Annotated in this window: 19 protein-coding genes; 7 read left to right on the top strand and 12 right to left on the bottom strand. The window is 66.4% G+C overall.

The features are described from left to right. Window positions 1–91: 91 nt before the first annotated feature. Together AC5FRZ_RS07945 and AC5FRZ_RS07950 are read right to left on the bottom strand one after the other, a co-directional pair. Window positions 92–337: a DUF6684 family protein gene (locus AC5FRZ_RS07945; protein ID WP_170094159.1), complete on the bottom strand. Its 246-nt coding sequence runs from the start codon at window positions 335–337 to the stop codon at window positions 92–94. A gap of 49 nt (window positions 338–386) precedes the next feature. Continuing rightward, window positions 387–782 (bottom strand): DUF7541 family protein, encoded by a 396-nt coding sequence (locus tag AC5FRZ_RS07950; protein WP_170094160.1) that lies wholly within the window; start codon window positions 780–782, stop codon window positions 387–389. 95 nt (window positions 783–877) lie between these two features. Between AC5FRZ_RS07950 and AC5FRZ_RS07955 the strand changes: the two genes are divergently transcribed. Next, entirely contained in the window at window positions 878–3,478 is a 2,601-nt protein-coding gene (locus AC5FRZ_RS07955; protein WP_493564317.1) for a DUF7527 domain-containing protein, read from the top strand. Window positions 3,479–3,548: 70 nt separating this feature from the next. Here AC5FRZ_RS07955 and AC5FRZ_RS07960 read toward each other — a convergent pair whose 3' ends face one another. Then, window positions 3,549–3,854: a hypothetical protein gene (locus AC5FRZ_RS07960; protein WP_153553424.1), complete on the bottom strand. Its 306-nt coding sequence runs from the start codon at window positions 3,852–3,854 to the stop codon at window positions 3,549–3,551. A gap of 207 nt (window positions 3,855–4,061) precedes the next feature. Between AC5FRZ_RS07960 and AC5FRZ_RS07965 the strand changes: the two genes are divergently transcribed. The 3 genes from AC5FRZ_RS07965 to AC5FRZ_RS07975 are packed head-to-tail and all read left to right on the top strand — an operon-like array spanning window position 4,062 to window position 6,311. Further along, entirely contained in the window at window positions 4,062–5,459 is a 1,398-nt protein-coding gene (locus tag AC5FRZ_RS07965; protein ID WP_493564318.1) for an adenylosuccinate synthase, read from the top strand. Window positions 5,460–5,508: 49 nt separating this feature from the next. Then, a complete protein-coding gene (locus AC5FRZ_RS07970) occupies window positions 5,509–5,703 on the top strand; it encodes a methytransferase partner Trm112 (protein WP_049940806.1) in 195 nt (64 codons plus the stop codon). A gap of 50 nt (window positions 5,704–5,753) precedes the next feature. Continuing rightward, on the top strand, window positions 5,754–6,311 hold the full coding sequence (locus AC5FRZ_RS07975; RefSeq protein WP_493564319.1) for a DUF7524 family protein: 558 nt from the start codon (window positions 5,754–5,756) through the stop codon (window positions 6,309–6,311). 3 nt (window positions 6,312–6,314) lie between these two features. Here the strand turns inward: AC5FRZ_RS07975 and AC5FRZ_RS07980 are convergent, their stop codons facing one another. Together AC5FRZ_RS07980 and AC5FRZ_RS07985 are read right to left on the bottom strand one after the other, a co-directional pair. Further along, window positions 6,315–7,394, bottom strand: a complete 1,080-nt coding sequence (locus tag AC5FRZ_RS07980; protein WP_170094164.1) for a DR2241 family protein — start codon at window positions 7,392–7,394, stop codon at window positions 6,315–6,317. A gap of 72 nt (window positions 7,395–7,466) precedes the next feature. Continuing rightward, entirely contained in the window at window positions 7,467–8,342 is an 876-nt protein-coding gene (locus AC5FRZ_RS07985; RefSeq protein WP_153553420.1) for a CbiX/SirB N-terminal domain-containing protein, read from the bottom strand. Window positions 8,343–8,426: 84 nt separating this feature from the next. Here AC5FRZ_RS07985 and AC5FRZ_RS07990 point away from each other — a divergent pair, with 84 nt between their 5' ends. The 3 genes from AC5FRZ_RS07990 to corA all read left to right on the top strand — a co-directional run bounded on the left by AC5FRZ_RS07990 (window position 8,427) and on the right by corA (window position 11,626). Beyond that, on the top strand, window positions 8,427–8,903 hold the full coding sequence (locus tag AC5FRZ_RS07990; RefSeq protein WP_493564320.1) for a DUF7523 family protein: 477 nt from the start codon (window positions 8,427–8,429) through the stop codon (window positions 8,901–8,903). Window positions 8,904–8,956: 53 nt separating this feature from the next. After that, on the top strand, window positions 8,957–10,441 hold the full coding sequence (gene cysS, locus AC5FRZ_RS07995; RefSeq protein ID WP_493564321.1) for a cysteine--tRNA ligase: 1,485 nt from the start codon (window positions 8,957–8,959) through the stop codon (window positions 10,439–10,441). Between the two features lie 201 nt (window positions 10,442–10,642). Continuing rightward, window positions 10,643–11,626 carry a magnesium/cobalt transporter CorA gene (corA, locus tag AC5FRZ_RS08000; protein ID WP_493564322.1) on the top strand — a complete coding sequence of 328 codons (984 nt, stop codon included), beginning with the start codon at window positions 10,643–10,645 and terminating at the stop codon, window positions 11,624–11,626. Here the strand turns inward: corA and AC5FRZ_RS08005 are convergent. The 7 genes from AC5FRZ_RS08005 to rqcH form a co-directional block, all read right to left on the bottom strand. Then, entirely contained in the window at window positions 11,621–12,850 is a 1,230-nt protein-coding gene (locus tag AC5FRZ_RS08005) for a tripartite tricarboxylate transporter permease (RefSeq protein ID WP_208627919.1), read from the bottom strand. The genes corA and AC5FRZ_RS08005 overlap by 6 nt on opposite strands. A gap of 124 nt (window positions 12,851–12,974) precedes the next feature. Further along, window positions 12,975–13,325, bottom strand: a complete 351-nt coding sequence (gene rpl12p, locus AC5FRZ_RS08010) for a 50S ribosomal protein P1 (RefSeq protein WP_170094169.1) — start codon at window positions 13,323–13,325, stop codon at window positions 12,975–12,977. A gap of 8 nt (window positions 13,326–13,333) precedes the next feature. Beyond that, window positions 13,334–14,383 carry a 50S ribosomal protein L10 gene (locus tag AC5FRZ_RS08015; RefSeq protein ID WP_493564323.1) on the bottom strand — a complete coding sequence of 350 codons (1,050 nt, stop codon included), beginning with the start codon at window positions 14,381–14,383 and terminating at the stop codon, window positions 13,334–13,336. Window position 14,384: 1 nt separating this feature from the next. Beyond that, the gene (locus AC5FRZ_RS08020; RefSeq protein WP_153553413.1) at window positions 14,385–15,023 is read right to left on the bottom strand and encodes a 50S ribosomal protein L1; all 639 of its coding nucleotides are present in this window, start codon (window positions 15,021–15,023) and stop codon (window positions 14,385–14,387) included. Between the two features lie 297 nt (window positions 15,024–15,320). Continuing rightward, a complete protein-coding gene (locus AC5FRZ_RS08025; RefSeq protein ID WP_153553412.1) occupies window positions 15,321–15,809 on the bottom strand; it encodes a 50S ribosomal protein L11 in 489 nt (162 codons plus the stop codon). A gap of 250 nt (window positions 15,810–16,059) precedes the next feature. Next, entirely contained in the window at window positions 16,060–16,260 is a 201-nt protein-coding gene (locus tag AC5FRZ_RS08030) for a VNG_1110C family protein (RefSeq protein WP_153553411.1), read from the bottom strand. Window positions 16,261–16,437: 177 nt separating this feature from the next. Further along, on the bottom strand, window positions 16,438–18,564 hold the full coding sequence (gene rqcH, locus AC5FRZ_RS08035; RefSeq protein WP_493564324.1) for a ribosome rescue protein RqcH: 2,127 nt from the start codon (window positions 18,562–18,564) through the stop codon (window positions 16,438–16,440). Window positions 18,565–18,577 lie beyond the last annotated feature (13 nt).

Genomic DNA, 18,577 nt, shown 5'->3' on the forward strand with positions numbered 1-18,577 from the left:
AATCACACGACGACAGTGCGATAAGTATCTCGATCGTCTGGATCGCTACTGTCGGAGTGACGCTACTGACGGGACGAGAACGGAGACGGCGCTATTCTGCGGACTCTTCGGTCTGCTGTTCGGCCCCTTCGATCGCTTTGCCCGTGTAGTACGAGAGAATCGCCAGCCCGACGAACATCGAGCCGACCAGCGCGAACTGCATCGTACTGAACACCGGATCGACGCCGAACGCCGGGACGACGGCGAAGGCCGCGATGAAAAAGAGGAGGATCCCCAGTGGGATCGCGTTGACGGTCAGATCCAGGAGCGTCTCTTTCTCGAAACCGAGCAGTGACATACCTGGTCGTTAGCGAACGGCGACTAATAGCTCTTTGATTTTCTGTCGGTCAGACCGTCGTCTGCTCGGCGACCGAGGCGACGCTCCCGGCCGCCGCGAGGATCACGCCGGCAGCCACGATAGCGACACTGCGCGAGAGGAGGCCGTCCCGTCCGAAGTTCTCCAGTGTGACTGTCGCCAGCGGGACCTGCCAGACGACGAGTCCGAGCCCGACGACGGCCAGAACGCCACCGAAGCCGAGCAGCGTCGGCCACGGGCGAGACGTGTACCCAGACTCAGTCAAGATGCCGGCGACGCTGCCACCGAACAACACCAGTCCGAACACTGCGACGGTAAACAGGCCCAGAAAGACACCGACCTCCGAGACGACCAGTCCCAGAGCGACGAACAGCGGCCACGGGCTCGCTCGACCGTACTGATCGCTCAATCCCTGCTCCTCGTTCATACGCGCGCTTGCGGGCGAGGAAACATAGTCCCGTCGGAGTCGTCGTGCCAGACCGGGCGCAAAGTATTTGTCCCGCATGCGGCTTGTGGGTTATAATGAGTACACGCACGGTCGAGCAGATCGACTCGTGGGACACCGTGCCCTTCTCGGGTGGGTACGAGGGGCTCCACGAGCTGGCCGACTCGGAGTTTTCCGGCGTCGTCGTCGCCGGTCCGTCTCGGCTGTTCATGCTCAACGGCAACGTCGTCGGAATCCTCGACGGAGCGATCGAGGACTTCGAGGACGCCAGTGGGACCGCACGGAAGGCACCGCATCCCGGACTGCCGTTGCTGGCGGTCATGCAAGAGCGCTCCGACGAGGTCAGAGCGAAGTACTACACGGAGGACACGCCCATCGCCGAGGTCGACCAGACCCTCTCCAGTGGCGGCTTCACCGGCTTCGTCGAACTCTCCGAGAACGTCCTCTCGGGCGACTACTACCAGATCTACCACCAGGGGCGCTCGATGAGCGTCGCCTGGGTGGGCAACAGCGACCAGCTCGTGACCGAAGACGAGGCCTTCGAGCAGGCCAACGGCGAAGTCGGGATCTACGAGGTCCGGCCGGTCGACATCGAGATCGTCGACGTGCCCGAACCGACGACACCCGAGCCGGCGTCGAGCGAGGGGACCGCCGGTGTCTCCGGCGAAGTGCCGGCCGACGAGCCGCCAGCGGACGAATCTACCTCGGAGTCGACTGCGTCTCCCGACCCGGACACCGCCGACGAGCCGGCAGCGCCGGGCGACGCCGCACCAGCGGACACCACCACAGGCGACGACGGTGGGGAGCCGGCGGGACACGGCGGGGACGCCCGATCGGATCCCGTCGCGAAGACGGGGACGGAGACGACACGGCGGCGCGAAGCGGACGCCGACGCTCGCGAGCAGACCGAGCCACGCACGTCAGAGCCGTCCTCGCCGACCGACGAACGGACGGACGCGACTTCGGACTCGGCCGCGCCGTCCTCCGAGTCCCGAGCACCCGAAGAGTCGACGCCGGACCGAACGCCCGAGCAGTCGTCGCCAGAACGGACACCCGAGCAGTCGCCCGACAGCCAACAGCGTCCCCGCGACCGACGCCAGAGCGACCAGACGCCGGCCGGCGACAGATCCGAGGAGTCGACGCGACGCGAACAGGAGCCCCGGAGCCAGCCCGCGACCGACCGGCCCGCGAGCGAGAACGCGACACGCACGTCCAGCGAACCCGTCGATCCCCAGCCGACCGACGGCGTCTCGGCGGAACCTGAGGCGGGCAGGCAGCCCGAACCGGTGGACCAGTCCGCGAGCGGTGCTAGTGTCGCTCCCGCGCCCAACGATCCGTCGGCCGCGGGTGCCGGCGACCTCGAAACCCGCTCGATCCCGTCGCTCGATCCGTCTCACTCTGGCACCGCGAGCGCAGCGACGGCCGCCGACGAGCCATCGAATCCGGCCCCGTCGGCCGGAGCGAACGGCGGTGTCGAGAGCGATCCGGAGCCCGAGCGCCGCCAGTCACGGCATCCCGGCGCACCGGCCGACCAGCAGTCAGCGACGGCTGAGTCGGAGCCGGACCGAAAGCGCGAACCCGAGCGCTCCGCCGAGGCGACCGAGCGCCGCCAGTCCCAGCCCAGAGACGAGCCCGAACGCCAGTCGAGGGGACGGGCCGACCAGCAGTCGACAGACGCTCCCGATCGCCAGCCCGCCCAGCCGACGAGCGAACCAGAACCCGAGCCGACAGACACGACGGAGTCCCACGCGGAGCGCGTCGCGGAACTCGAAGCGGCTCTCGAAGAGACCGAGGCCGAGCGCGACCAGCTCCAGTCCGAACTCGACACGCTCGCGAGCGAGCGGGACCGTCTCCAGTCCGAACTCGAAGAGGCTCGCACGGAGATCGAACGGCTCGAACAGCGGGTCGAAGAGCTGTCGGTCGAAGACGACGACGTGCCGGCCGCGGAGACGCGGCTGAGCCAGCGAGAGGCCATCGACCAGACGAACCTCTTCGTTCGCTACAACTCGAAGGGCGACGCGACGCTCGCGGCCGTCCACTCCGGGAACGCCGACCGATCTGCGGTCGACGACAACCTCCGACTGGAGTTTCACACGCAGTTCGACGCGGGGACGGCGGCGGTCGGCGACACGGAGTTCGAGACGTTCCTGCCCGAGAGCATCCAGTACCGCTTCGTCGACTGGCTCGTCAGGAACCTCCTCTACGAGATCCGCGACACCGGCAACCCCGAAGCGATGTCGGAGCTGTTCGACGCGCTGCCACAGATCGACAGGGCGGAACTCAACGGACAGATCGCCGTCGAGTACACGGAAGACGGCGAGCAACACCGGTCCCAGGAGCAGTTCGACGTTGTCGTGCGCGATCGGATGGGGAATCCGCTGATCGTCGCCAACATCAACGACTCCCGCGATCCGGCGACCGACGACATGATGACCGACCTGATCACGCGGGCCGAACGGGTCGGATCCTCGAACGAGTCACTGGCCGGTGCCTTCCTCGTCACCGAGAGCTTCTTCGAACCGCCTGCGCTCGAAACGGCCGAAGAGGCGACTTCCAGCGGACTGTTGAGCCGCGACAAGCGAAAGAGCTTCGTCAATCTCTCGCGCAAGGACGGCTATCACCTCTGTCTGGTCGAGGCGCGCAACCAGGAGTTCCACCTCGCGGTCCCGGAACTGTAACTGACGGATCGAACGGCGATTCGATCCGGAGAACTGAACGTGGCGGTCCGATCCCCACCCGACTGGAGCGTCAGCCTTCGATCTCGGCGGCGTCTTCGATCTTCATGCCTTCGAGCTTGTCGATGATCTCGTCGACTTTCTCGTCGAGGTCGTCGACGAACTCGGCGGTCTGTTCGGTCGTGATGGCACCCTGGCTCGACGGCTCGATGAGGTTCTCCTCTTCGAGGACGCGCAGCGAGTACCGAACCTTGTGGTGCGGGTAGCCCGTCTCGTTGGACATCTTCACGATACCGATCGGTTCGTTCTCGATGACCATCCGCAGAACCTGCAGATGACGCTCCAGCATATCTACTTCCTTCTCAAGCCTGTCTATCATGGCAATTGTTAACTTGTGTTTGCAGGATTTAAAAGTTGCTGTCGTGGGGGGCCGTTTGCCGGTATATTTCGCCGATCTACCCCCGCTGGCAGCGAGCTATCTTAGCGTACAGCGAATGTGTGCATAAAGCTGTCGTGGTGCGTGCGCACAGTCTCGTCGCGCGCGGTACCGTAATCTGTATACCCCGGTGGCTGAAAGTCGAGATTGATGACCGTAACCATCGTCGGCTCGCAGCTCGGCGACGAAGGGAAGGGCGGGATCGTCGACGTCTACGGCGACGCGGCGGACGTCGTCGTCCGCTATCAGGGCGGCGACAACGCCGGCCACACCGTCGTCGACGGCGGCGAGGAGTACAAGCTCTCTCTCGTTCCGAGCGGGGCCATCCGCGGGAAGATCGGCGTTCTCGGGAACGGGTGCGTCGTCAACCCCGAGACGCTGTTCGACGAACTCGACGCGCTGCGCGACCGTGGGATCGAACCCGACGTTCGCGTCGCCGCTCGTGCCCACGTTATTTTCCCCTACCACCGCGTTCTCGACGGAATCGAAGAAGACGCAAAGAGCGAGGAAGGCGATCTCGAGGCGGCGACGACCGGCCGCGGTATCGGGCCGACCTACGAGGACAAGGCGGGCCGGCGCGGCGTTCGCGTCGGCGACCTGCTCGATCCCGAGACCCTCCGGGCCCGTCTGGAGTACGTCGTTCCCCAGAAGCGTGCCCTCGCTGCGGACGTGTTCGGCATCGAGACCGACGAGGCCTTCGAGGTCGAGCCGCTGTTCGAGCAGTACCGCGAGTACGGCCGCCGACTCGAAGCGGAAGGGATGGTCGTCAACGTCGGTTCGTTCCTCGACGACGCCATCGACGACGGCCAGAACGTCATGCTCGAAGGCGCACAGGGCACCTCGATCGACATCGACCACGGGATCTACCCCTACGTCACCTCCTCGAACCCGACGGCCGGCGGGGCCTGTACCGGGACCGGGCTGGGTCCGACCACGGTCGGCCAGGGCGAAGTCATCGGGATCGTGAAAGCCTACCTCTCACGCGTCGGCACCGGCCCGCTCCCGACGGAGCTGGCCGGCGTCGAGGGCCACACCCCCGGCTACGAGGACAGCGAGTCGCCGGATCTCTCGGACGACGACATCACCCAGCCCCAGAGCGAGGCGGAACTGGCACACTACATCCGCGAGGAGGGCGGCGAGTACGGCACCGTCACCGGCCGCGCGCGCCGCGTCGGCTGGCTCGACATGCCCATGCTCCGCCACGCCGCGCGGGCCTCCGGGTTCACCGGGATCGTCGTCAACCACGTCGACACGCTCGCGGGACTGGACGAGATCCAGGTCGGCCACTCCTACACGCTCGACGGCGACGAACTGCTCTCGATGCCTCCGACGACCGAACGGTGGGGCGAGTGTGCGGTCAACTACCGGACCTTCGAGGGGTGGGACGAGCAAGACTGGACCGCAGTTGCCGACGAGGGCTACGACGCGCTCCCGGAGACGGCCCGGACCTACCTGGAGTACGTCAGCGACGAACTCGACGTTCCGATCTACGCGGTCGGCGTCGGTCCCGGCCGCGAGGAGACGATCGTCTGCGAACGACCGTTCTAGACCGTCGACACCCGGCACGTTTTTCACAGCGCCGACCGGAGACGGGTGTATGAAGGAGGATCTGATGGACATCATCTGCTGTCCGCTCGACAAGCACGAGCTCGACCTCGAAGTCGACGAGCGCGACGACGAGGAAGTGCTCGCCGGATCGCTGGTCTGTACGGAGTGTGGCGAGAGCTACCCGATCGAAGACGGGATCCCGAATCTCCTCCCGCCGGACATGCGCGAGGACGCGCCGGCCTGATGGCTGTCACTACATGAACCTTTTTCTGCCGGCGTCGCCCACTCTCTGGCGTGCCTGATACGTTACCCGTGCACGTCAACAGGGCGTCGTTGCACTCGCTCGAAGTCGCCGACCGCTTCGAGACCGACGACTCCTTCGAGATCCTGTTGATCAACCACGGCGAGCCGACCCACGTTCACCTGCACTTAGACGACGCCCTCTCGGAACTGGCCTCGATCGAAGCGCCGAACCACCACGTCGAGCGCGAGTCCGAGCGGCGGGTTCGGGTCACCGTCCACAGCCACGGCTCGACGTTCGGCAAGCTCAAGATCGCTACCAGCTACGGGGCCGAGACTCGCTACGTCGACGTCGACATCGACGAGCCAATCGAGACCGAGGAGCCGGTCCAGGTCGACGAGTCGCTGTCCAAGCCCCAGCCCCGGTCGGACGGGCGCGACGACACGACCGGCGTGAACGCGGTTCCGTGGCCGCTGCTGGCTCTCGGGCTCGTCGCCGTCGCGCTGGCGCTGGCGGTCGCAGCCTGGGTCGGTGGGACGGCCGCCTGGCTCGGGGCGTTCGTCGTCCTCGCGGCCGTCGCCGTCGCGACCGCGCTCGCAGTCGGCGAGTGACGATCACTCCGCGTCGGTTTCGACGCCACAGAGGTTCCCCTCGTCGTCGAACAGCTTCGCCCGCAGGAATCGTGTCCGGTAGCGATTGGCTCCGTCGTACACGTCGGCCTCTCTGATCGCTTCGGTCTCGCCGTCGGCCACCGCCTCGACGATCCGCTCGACCTGTTCTTTCTCGCTCGGGGTGAGCTCGAACTCGTAGGTCTGGGACTGTTCGCCTTCCAGCTTCGTCCAGCGGCGCGCGGCCGAAATCACCAGCGAGCACGGTTCGCGACACGGGAACTCGCCGTCACCGCCGTCGACGTCGAGTTCGGTCTCGTCGTCGTACTCCCACTCCCGACGCTTCAGACACTGCGAGTCGTCACAGCAGGCCTCGGCGACCCAGTTGACGTGTTCGTACCCTTCGCCGCGGTCCCAGGTCTGGACCACGCCGTAGATCCCGCTCTGGCGCTCCATCGTCTCGCGCCAGTGGTTGACGTCGAGGTCGCCGGTCCGCTCGCGGTGCCAGTTGGCCACCGTCGCGGGGTAGACGAACTCGACGGTCTGGACGAGATCGGCAGGACCGAGGTCGACGAACTGCCAGCCGGTCTGCAGTGTCGGAGCCGTCTTCAGCGGACGGTACTTGCCGTCGTCGTCGTGCTTGACGAGCGTTCGAGCGTCGAGCGGGTCGTCGTGGCGTTCGAGCGTCGCGTCCGTGGCCGTGTCGTCGACGTGACGGATGTCGTAGCGCCGGATGCCGTCGTCGACGCGGGCCGTGATCTGTAGCTGTCCCCAGCTCTCGGTCACTCCGTCTGCGAGCGCGTCGTAGCGTTCGGGCACCGTGCGTTCTTCGGCCCCCTCGATCCACCGGAGGAACGCCCAGCGGTCTTCTTTCTGTGGGGCGCTCGTGTGCCAGAAGTACCAGTTCGAGACGTACGCAGGGTACTCTGTCGCGACGCGGCGGAGGTCGTCGTCGGTCTCGACCGTGTGACTGTCGCCGTCGACCGCGACGACGTAACCGCCGTCGTCCGGTTCCACGACGAGTCCGTCGAACGCGATGCCGTCGGCTGCCGTCGTCACCAGTGCGTCCAAGTGGGCACCCTGCATGGTCGACCGGAAGGATTCTGTCGAGAAAAGTGGGGCGGTTCAGTGGGGCATCTCGCCCTCAGTACTCGGGGATCAGTCGCCGCTGGCCTCTGCCCCGCCGGTCTCGGATTTCACCCGCTGGATCGCGTCGCCCACGTCCGCGCCCGCGTCGGCCGCCCGTTCGAGCAACACGTCGGCCATCAGGGGCTCGGTCCCGACGGCACCGGAGTACCAGATGTCGTGGCCGTCGACCGTCGTGGGCACGTCGTAGCCGGTCCGGTAGTCGTCGGTCAACCCCATGTCCTCGGGGATGTCCTCCTCGGTGTGGTAGCCGTCGGCGACGAACAGCGGGACGACGACGATGTCGTCGCTCTCGAAGTACTCCGTCACGTCGTCGATCTCGGGGTCCTCGTCCATGAACAGCGCCTGCACCTCGTCGAAGCGGTCGCGCTCCCCGATGCGGTCGGCGTGGTACTCGATGGCCTTCGCGGAGTTCTCGTTGCGCTCCGTGCCGTGACCGACGACCGCGAGCCCGAAGCCGTCGCCGACATCCGGGTCGCCGGTGACCGACTGGGCTCGCTGGACGATCACGTCGCTCATCGCGTCGTGGGTCCCGGCGGGACCACAGTAGTGGATCGTCTGCCCGGTGTCTTCGGCCGTCAGCGTCGCCGTGTCGGCGCTGGTGCCGTCCGAGTCCCACAGCGCAGGGTCCCACTCGTCGAGGCGGAACTCGCGGGGGATCACCTGCTCGGTGAAGTACCCCTCACTGATGAAGAGCGGCACGAGATAGACCTCGTCGGCGTCGACGGTCCGCAACACTTCCCTGAAGTGTGGCTCTTCCTTCCAGAAGCTCTCGCGGACCTCGTCGAAGGCGCTCACCGCGCGGATCGTGTCCGCGTGGTCGAACGTCGGCGTCGATGACCCGGCGCTGAGATGCGATCCGTGGGCCGCGATGACGAGCGCTTGCATGACCAGTTCTTGGGGAGAGACGTTCTTAGGGGCTTCGTTGCCGGAACCAGTGGCGCTTTTCCGGGGCCGACGGAACGGTCCGCCATGGCATCACTCGCAGCGCGAACGCGCGAGGCCGTCCGTGCGAGACCGTTCCTCTACGACGCGCTCCGGGCCGGCGTGGTCAACTACACCGCCGCCGCCCGCTGGCTGCCCGTCGAGGGCGAGACCGACGCCGTCGCGACGGCACTGCGTCGCTACGCCGAGGAACTGGACGGCGACGCCGGCCTCGAATCCGACGCGCGCGTCGAGATGCGAAGCGGCCTCGGTCGGACCGACGACGAGGACGCTCTGATCACGGTCGCCGACGCCGCGTACGCCCCCGACAGTGGCTCACTGACTGGACTCGTCGTTGCTGGCCTCTCCGGCGTCGACACGTTCGAGCGGGTGCTCGGCGCACTCAGAGCCGAGGGGATCGGCGTCGACGCCGCGGGATTCGCCGAGGAGACGGCGCTGGTGATAGTCGGCCGCCGTGACGGCCCCGACGCGGTGCGGGCCGTCGAGGGGACGCTGGACGCGTGAGCGTGGCCGCACATCCGACGCTTTGAAATCGCCGCCTCGTCTGGTACTCGACGATGACGCTTCGCGTGACCAACACGCTCACCGGCGAGCGAGAGGCGTTCGAGCCACAGGATCCCGACTCCGTCTTGCTCTACTACTGTGGCCTGACGACCTCCGATCCCGCTCATCTGGGACACGCCCGCGGGTGGGTCCACGTCGACGTGATGCATCGCTGGCTGGCGCACCTGGGCTACGACGTGCGTCACGTCGAGAACTTCACCGACGTCAACGAGAAGATCGTCGCTCGCGTGGGCGAGGACGGCGAGAGCGAGGCCGACGTGGCCCGCCACTACGTCCAGTCGGTGATCGACGACATGCGCGCGCTCAACCTCCGGCGCGCGGAGGTGTACCCGCGCGTCTCCGAACACGTCCCCGAGATCGTCGCGATGGTCGAGACGCTGATCGAGAAGGGTTACGCCTACGAGGCAAACGGCTCGGTGTACTTCGACGTGACGACCTTCGAGGAGTACGGGAAGCTCTCGAACCAGCAACTCGACGAGATTGAGGCCCAGGGCGACCCGGACGAGCAAACCGAGAAGCGAAACCCCGCGGACTTCGCGCTGTGGAAGGCCGGCGGCGTCGATCCGGCGGCGATCGAAGAGCACCAGCACGAGGGAGCGTCGCCCCCCGAAGCGGCCTGCGAGACCGCCCAGACCTGGGACGCCCCGTGGAGCGAGGGCCGACCCGGCTGGCACATCGAGTGCTCGGCGATGAGTACGACCCACCTCGGAGAGACCATCGACATCCACGTCGGCGGTCAGGACCTCGTCTTCCCGCACCACGAAAACGAGATCGCACAGAGCGAGGCCGCGACCGGCCAGCAGTTCGCGCGCCACTGGCTTCACGTCCGCCTCTTAGAGACGAAAGGCGAGAAGATGTCCTCGTCGCTGGGCAACTTCTTCACGGTCGAGGCGGCCGTCGACGAGTACGGGACGGACGTGGTCCGGACGTTCCTGCTGTCGACGGCCTACCACAACAGCGCCGTCTACAGCGAGGCGACGATCGACGAGGCAATCGAGCGCTGGGAGACGCTCGAACGAGGCTACGAACGGGCCGTACAGGCGTGTGACGACGCAGACGCGTACGCGACGGTCGAAGACGACACGCTCCGGACGGCCGTCACCACCGCCCGCGAGCACTTCGAGACGGCGATGAACGACGACTTCAACACCCGCGAGGCGCTCGCGGCGCTGACGGAACTTGTCGGTGCCGTCAACGTCCACGTCGACGAGCGGTCGTCGTTCGACTACCGGGCGCTGCGTGCGGCCGTCGAAACGATCGAGGAACTGGGCGGTGGCGTCCTCGGGCTCTCGTTCGGTGGCTCCGAGGGCGGCGACGTGTCGATCGCCGAGGATCTCGTCGAACTCCTGCTGGACGTGCGCGAGGCCGAGCGAGCCGCCGGCAACTACGAGCGGGCGGACGAACTCCGAGACGAGATCGAGTCCCTCGGTGTCGAAGTACAGGACACCGACGACGGCCCGACCTACCGACTCGGATAGCTAGCCACCTGCGAGCGTGTCCGTCCGCTCACCACCGCCAGCGCCTCGGTGACCAGCGAGAACGCTTTTGTCGATCGCTGCTGTGGACCGTCGTATGAGATCGTCAGCGGGGACCCGCTCGCACGCCACCTCTGCCCGGTCCGAGGGAATCTTCGTCGACAAGAACCCTCGCTCGTCCGACTCTCGGGGAGGGTCCGTGCCGTGATCGACGCGTTCGTCTTCGGCGATGACGGGATCAGCCGGTACGACGAACTCGCGGCGGCACGCGACGCCGAGGGCACGACCTGGGTCCACGCACCCGAGGTCACCGACGCGGAGCTGGACGCCATCGCCGAGACGTTCGCCATCCACCCGCTCACCGTCGAGGACCTTCGGAACGGCGTTCGCGCCAAGACGGAGACGTTCCCGGAGTACACCTTCGTCTTGCTGAAGACGATCACGCTGGCCGGCGGTGCGACGACGTTCGCCGAAGAGCTCTCGACGACGCCGATCGGACTGTTCGTCGGCCACGACTGGGTCGTCTCTGTCTCGTCGGGCGCTGCGTCGCCCGTCGATCGGGTCCGACACGCGGTCGAACGCGAGGACGAGCGACTGCTCCAGCACGGAGCCGACTTCACCGCATACCGCGTCATCGAAGTCGTCGTCGACGACTACTTCGAGGTGCTGGACCGCGTCGAGGATCTCATCGAGGCGATCGAAGACGAGGTGATCGACTCGCCCGACCGAGAGACGCTCGAACGGATCAACGCGGTTCGGCGCGACCTGCTCTCCTTCCGGAAACAGGTCTGGCCGGCCCGAGAGGCCGTCGGCGTCCTCGCGCGCGGCGATCCCGCACAGGTCCAGCCACAGACCGAGAAGTACTTTCGGGACGTGTACGACCACCTCGTCCAACTCGCGGACCTCACCGAGACGTACCGGGACCTCGTCTCGGGCGCACGAGACATCTACCTCAACGCGCTCTCGCAGTCGACCAACGAGGTGATGAAGACGCTGACCGTCGTCGCGACGATCTTCATCCCGCTGACGTTCGTCGCTGGCGTCTACGGGATGAACTTCGATCCGGCCGCGAGCCCCTACAACATGCCCGAACTGGGGTGGGCCTACGGCTACCCGGCGGTCCTCGTCGTGATGGCGCTGATCGGCGTCGTGATGCTGGCGTACTTTCGCCGACAGGGCTACTTATAACGCCAGGGGGACGAGCAGGACGCCCATCAGATTCGCCCGCCGTGCGCCACAGCGGGCCGGGACGAGCCCGATCACGGTGCCGGCAGCCAGCGACGCTACGCCGATCGGACCGGCGAACAACCATCCGAGGCCGACGAGCGAGACCAACACGGCGACGGCGAGTCGCGTCGTATCCAGCGTCCCCACGACGGCGAGGTAGCGATCGCCCACCAGCGGGACCAGCACGAACCCGGCGGTCGCGGCGACGGTCACGCTGACGAGCAGGAGGCCGAGGGCCAGAGGCGCGTCGGTCTGCTCGAAGGCGACGAGCACACCCGTCCGTGGCGTTTCGAGGGCGACGAGTGCGAACAGCGCGAAGACCGCGGTCGCCGTGTTGACGCCGCTGGTCGCGACCACGAACTCTCTGGGTCCCGACCCCGACAGCGCGGCGAGGGCACCAGTCGCGGCGATGGCCGCAGTCACGCCGGGGACGTAGCCGACGATCGCTCCGGCGACGGTCCCAGTCAGTGCGACGACGCCGATCGACCGCCGGGAGAGTGCCACGGTCGCGTCGTCCTGTGGGGGCACGCCGTCGCCGCCGATGCTCTCGATCAGCACCGGCGCGCCGAACAGCCCCGCGAACAGCGGCATCAACATGCTCCCGACCGCGACCGGACCGTCCGGTTCGATCGGCAGTACGACGACACCGAGGACACCGCTGCCGACCAGCGCGACGCCGGCACCGATCCGCGGCCAGCGTCCGCGCTCGGTGACCACCAGGGCCACCCCGACGAGGGCGAGCAACGGGCCGAGATGTGTGCGGACTGTCGGGTACAGGCGCGTCATCGCCAGCGTGATCGGGACCGCCAGCGGGACGGCCAGCGCCACCGCGAGCCCGCTGCCAAGCGCCGACAGCCGGAGCGCTTCCCGTCCCCGACCGGCGATCACGAGGCGGTGGCTCGGGAGCGCGCTCGCGGCCATCGCCGGATCGGGCACGCCAAGCGCCATCGCCGGCACCACGTCGAGGAAGGTGTGGGTCGTCCCGGCGGCCAGCATCGCCGCACCGACGAGCCGTGGCGGTCCCGGGACCGCAGGCGCGACGGTCGCCAGCCCAAGCGCGAACGTGTTGGCGTGGATGCCCGGCACGAGCCCGCTGACCGTTCCCAGCGCGATCCCACCGGCGATCGCCGCCAGTGTCGCCACTGTCAGCTCTGGGTCGACGACGAACTGTACCGGTCCGGTCACTGCGACGGGCTGGTCCCGCCCTCGCAGATAAACCTGTGGCGTCGCTACCCGACCAATCACGGACGTAGCGCTGTCGCTCTCGGATCTGTGTCGAAAGAATCGAAGTGTTGGTGCTGTGGCCGAATTAGCCGAACAGCTCGCCGAGGCCTTCGCCGCCGTCGCCCTCGTCTTCGTCGTCGTCGTCGCCGGCTTCTTCCTCTGTGGCCTCTTCTTCTGCGGCCTCTTCCTCGGCACCAGCGTCTTCCTCGGCACCGCCCTCGGCGGCCGGCGCGGCAGCGCCGCCGGCTGCGACGGGTGCGGCGGCGGCCTCGTCGACGGCCTCGTCGATGTCGACGTCCTCGAGTGCGGCGACGAGCGCCTTCACGCGGGACTCTTCGACGTCGACGCCAGCGGCGTCGAGCACGTCAGTGAGGTTGTCTTCGTTGATCTCTGCGCCCGATTCGTTCAGGATGAGTGCAGCGTAAACGTATTCCATTGTTGTAATTAGAACATTGCTCCGAGTGCGTCACCAGCGTCCTCGTCGTCGTCATCGTCGTCGTCCTCGGCCGCTTCGGCCTCGGCGTCGTCGCTGGTGTCCTCGGTTTCAGTGTCAGCTTCGTCTTCGTCGGTCGATGCTTCTGTGGCTGCCGGCTGGGCGTCGACGCCCTGGAGTTCCTCCGGCAGCGCTTCTTCGTCGTCGATCTGGGCAGCGATCGCACGGACCTGTGCGTCGGCCTTGCTGACCAGCTCCGGCACGACCTCGGGGTCCTCGATCGACGCGAACACCGCGAGGCTCTTGGCGTCGCCGCGTGCGTTCTGCAGCAGCGTCGACGCGTTCTGCGTGGTCGGGTACTCGGCGTTGACCGAGAGGTTCCACCCGGCCGACGCGGCGGCCTTGATGTCTGCCTCGTACTGCTCGACGTCGAGTTCGAGCTCCTCGGGTTCGAACAGCACGCCGTCGGCGAAGACGGCACGCAGGTCGAGCCCGACTTCCTTGGGCTCGATCCCGAGTTCGCCGAGGACGTTCTCGAGATCCGTCGAGACTTCCTCGCCCGCTTCCAGCACGGTCGAGTCCTCGACGACCTTGATCGAACCGCCGTCGATGCGCGCGTTGGCACCGACGTTCTGGAGTTCGCCGACGAACGGCCCCGGATCCACGCCCGTGTCACCCTCGGGGATGACGATGTCGTTGGGCGCGACCTCGCCCGCACTGATCGGCGCGGGCGTCTTCGAGGCTTCCAGTTCCTTGTACAGCCCGAAGGGGTTGTCGTTCGTTCCGATCAGACCGACCTGACCGGAGACGTAGTCGCCGAGCTGTTCGAGGCCGGCGTCGACCTCGTCGAGTGCACGCTCCAGCAGCGTGTTGCGCGAGACGCGCAGTTCTGCGGTCCCGTGCAGACCACGGCGCATGTCTTGGAGCTGGCGCGAGGGGATGCCGGTGATCGCGACGACCCCGATGCTGTCGTAGGACTCGATCATCTCGACGATCGAGTCGACTTCTTCGCGCTTCCACTCGGGGATCGTCTCGGTCTTTCGTTCTGCTTCGGCGCTCATGTTAGGCCACCTCCACCGCGGGGCCCATCGTGGTCTTGACGTAGACCGAGTCGATGTTCATCGGCCCCTTCTCCAGGTCGGCGTGCAGGCGGCGCAGGATGACGTCGATGTTGTCGCCGATCTCCTCGGCGGACATGTCCTCTGCACCCACGCGGGTGTGGAAGGTTCGGCGGTCACCACTGCGGATCTGCACGGACTTGCGCATTCGGTCGACCATCTCGACGACGTCGTCGTCGGGACTGATCGGGTCCGGCATCTTCCCGCGTGGACCGAGGACGGTCCCGAGGTAGCGACCGATGTCTTGCATCAGCGCTTCCTCTGCGAGGAAGAAGTCGGTATCGTCGGCGAGATCTTTCGCTGCATCGTCGTCGTCGCCCAGCTCGGCCAGCTCGTCGCTGGACATGACCTGGTCGGCAACGTCTTCGGCTCGCAGAGCGGTCTCCCCCTCGGCGAACACGACGATGCTCGTCTCCTGGCCGGTACCGGCAGGGAGGACGATGCTCTCGTCGATACGGTTCGACGGATCGTTCAAATCAAGGTCGCGCAGGTTGACGGCGAGGTCGACTGTCTCGGTAAAGTTCCGAGGGTCGGCCTCTTCGAGTGCGCGAGAGACTGCGTTCTCTATATCCTGGTCTGCCATTGTTCACCTCCGTAGTACGCCCAACGGGCTTCTACGGGTCAGTGAAACAGGGCGTACTGTCGTAGACAGTACAGTCGCCTGTCTCACCCGGTACGAAGCCGATGCGACACTTAAAGCCGTCGAACCACGGTAGCGACGGCACTGTCGTCGGTCTCCGTGTCACCCAGCTGTCGCTGATACTGCCGGCTGTACATCTGTGAACGATTTCGCCACCCGGGGTGGCGAAGCTCTTCACGAAGTCACAGCCGACGGTATGAGGATCGGCAAAAGCGCCGAAAACCGGCGTCGGTGGCCCAGTCAGGCCTCGGCGGCGTCCAGCAGGACGTCGTCGTACTCGCCGGCATCGACCTTCTCCTTGAAGTCGCGGGGGTTCTCGCCCTCGATGGTGACACCCAGCGTGACGCAGGTGCCGACGACTTCCTTCGCGGCGTTTTTCGTGTCGTACGCGAGCAGGTCGGTCTGCTTTTGCTCGGCGATCTGTTTGATCTGGTCGACCGAGAGATCGGCGACGAACTCCTCGTGGGGTTCGCCAGATCCGGTGTCGAAGCCAGCTTCGTCCTTGATGAGCTCGGCCGTCGGCGGGACGCCGACCTCGATCTCGAAGGAGCCGTCGTCGTCGTAGTCGACGGTGACGGGCACTTCGGTGCCGTCGAAGGCCGCGGTCTGGTCGTTGATCTCCTGGACGACTGCCTGCACGTCGACGGGGGTCGGCCCCAGCTCCGGACCGAGGGGCGGGCCAGGGTTGGCCTCGCCGCCCGGAACGAGCACTTCGATAGTTCCAGCCATGTTAGGTTGGACCTGCCCAGCAGTTTTAAGGATTGCTTTTCGACGACGCCGCGTGGGAGTGAACCACACCGCTCTGGTCGGTGTCGGAGAATCGCGCCGATCACGACAGTCGAGACGGTGTGTCGCGACCCGGCGTCGCGAATATCAAACAGTGACGGTCGACGGTATCATACGGATTATTGTAGATCTTTACCGGATTGACCGCACACCGTGGTGCGGTCGACCGGGAAAACGGCTACAATAATCCGTATCAGGCGAGATTGATGCCGTTCATCGCCAGGTAGTCCGAGGCCGCCTTGATCTCCACTGGCGAACCGATGATGCGGACCTGTGTGCCCTCCTCGCGTACCGTCAGCGTAAACTCGCGTTCGAGGTCTTCGCGGATGCCGTCCAGGGCAGCGGCTGGCAGGAGGATCTGCGTGCTGTCGCGAAACCGGTCGGCACTTGCCATTATCGGATGTGGTGTCGGACGAGGTATTAGTGTATCGAAGTACTCGTATCGCCGAGAATTCGATGTTCGTCCGTTCTCTCGTCTAATACTCTCGGATATTTCCGATCGGCAGCTGTCGGCGCTGTGACACCGATCTGGACGACGTTCACTGCTGGTAAACGACCCGGAGAGCGGGGGTTACTCGACCATTCGACTGCCGCCCGGCGGGAGGAACTCCTGGATCAGGTCCGGACTGGCGACCTTCCGGACGAACGATTCGTCTTCGAACCGCTCTTTGAACTCCCGGTACAGTCGCTTCGCGATGTCGTTCTGTGCGTACTGACCGGGTTCGATCTCGACACTGGTCGCTACGCGGTCCTCGATGGCCGATCGCGGGCCGCCGAGCACGCCGGTCCAGTCCTCACAGGAGATCCCGACGGCCACGTCGACTTCGAGGTCCCGGAAGTACGTCCGGTCGCCTCGAATCGCGAAGCCGCCTTTCTCCAGGTACTCGCCGCTCTCCGGCGTCTTCGACACCTGGTCGGGATCGACCATGTACGCGTCACCGGCGTACTTGCCGTCCTTCCACACCGACGAGTACGCCACTGCGAACGTCGCGGCTTCGCGCTTGTCCTGGTCCGGGATGTCCACGTCGCGGCTGGACTCGCTGGGACCGGTCGCCTTCAGGACGGTCACGGGACCGCCGTGGGCCTGCGCGTGGAAGAACTTGTCTCCGCGGTCGAGGTACTTCTTGACCAGCTCCTCGTTCTGGTCGGCGTTGCGGCCGCCGATCACGAGGAAGTCGTTCGAGGTGCGGAACCACCGGAAGCGATCGTACCACGGCTCCTGTCTCCGGACGGGAATCGACGCCCGCGAGAGCCAGTCCACGTCGTCTGACTCCTCGGTCTGCTCCTGGGTCTCCGTCGTGTCCTCGGCTTCCCAGTTCTCGCGGCGTCGCTCGACGGCTTCGAGATCCTCTCGCGTGTCCTCGATCGCCGCCTGCGCGCCCTCTTTCTTCTCTTCGATGCGCTTTGCCGCCTGGTAGAGCTGGTCGGCGTTCTTCTCGACGCCCATCGTCGCGTCGATCGTCACGCGCACGTCGTCGATCGACAGGGCCACCGTTCCCTCACTGCCGTCGAGACCCTCGACGGCCTCGGCCGCGTCGATGCCCTGCTCTTTGCCCTCCTCGAAGGTCGCCTCGATCTCGTCCCACGGCGTGTCCTGGGCTCGCGCGCCCTGAATCGTCGAGAGGATCTCGTCGACGAGGTCGTAGCGGGCGTACAGCAACTCTGCCTTCTCGCGCTCGGCCTCGGCGTCGGCCTCGAAGTCCTCGATCGCGCTCTGCTGTTGCTGGATGATGCGCTCGTACTTCTCGATCTCGCTCTCGAAGTCCGGCCGGTCGACGCCCGCGTCGGCGATCTCCTCGGCCGTGTCCTCACGTTCGACCTCGTAGAAGTACTCGTCCAGCGCCTCGGTGAAGGTCTCGAAGGCACGGCTCTCTACGTCGTCGTACTCTTCGAGGGGGATCGGCGTCACGTCCACGCGACGCTCGATCTCCTCGCCCTCGATCTCTTCGTACTCGTAGTAGACGCGCGGATCGAGGTCGCCGCTCCGGAGGCGCTCTTTCAGCTCGGCGATCACCTCGTAGAGCCGCTCGAACTCCGCTTCGTCGGTGTCTTCGATGGCCTGGTTGTACGGGATCCCGGCCCGGGTACACAGCTCCTCGCCGTAGAGCCCCCCGAAGTTCAGCTGGGTCGCGAGCGTCCGCACCACGTCGGCGTCGGACTGGCGCATCCGCTCCAGAAACGTCTCGTAGTCGACGGTCAGCGGATTGAACCGCGCCGACGGGAACTCGTACTGGCTGCCCGGCGCGACGGTGCGTGACTTGAGGCGGACCGTCTCCAGGCAGTCGACGACCTCGCCGTGTTCGTCGAGCACCGCGACGTTGCCGTCGCCAAACAGCTCCGCGACGACCGTGGTGGAGGCGTCGGGACGGTCGAACTCGAACTCCATGATCCGGTCGAACTCGAACTGGCGCACGTCGGCCAGCTCGCCGCCCGCGATCCGATTGCGAAGCATCATCGCGAAGTTGGGCGGTCGGCCCGGCGCGTCGGGGACGTGGTCGGCGTCGACGACGTGGGCGCGCTTGTTCTCGCCGACCTCGATCAGCAGCTCCACCCGGCCGCGGTCGAAGTCCCGCATCTTGAGCCGCAGGAGGTCGTCCTCGTAGAGGTACGCCTTGTCGAGCTTGGCCCCCTCGTAGCCGCCCAGCTCCCGTTCGAGGGCGGCGAGGTCGACGCTCGTCAGCTCCCGCTTGTGGTCCATGTCGGGTGGTGCA

It is taken from the genome of Halomicrobium sp. HArcht1-1, assembly GCF_058933285.1.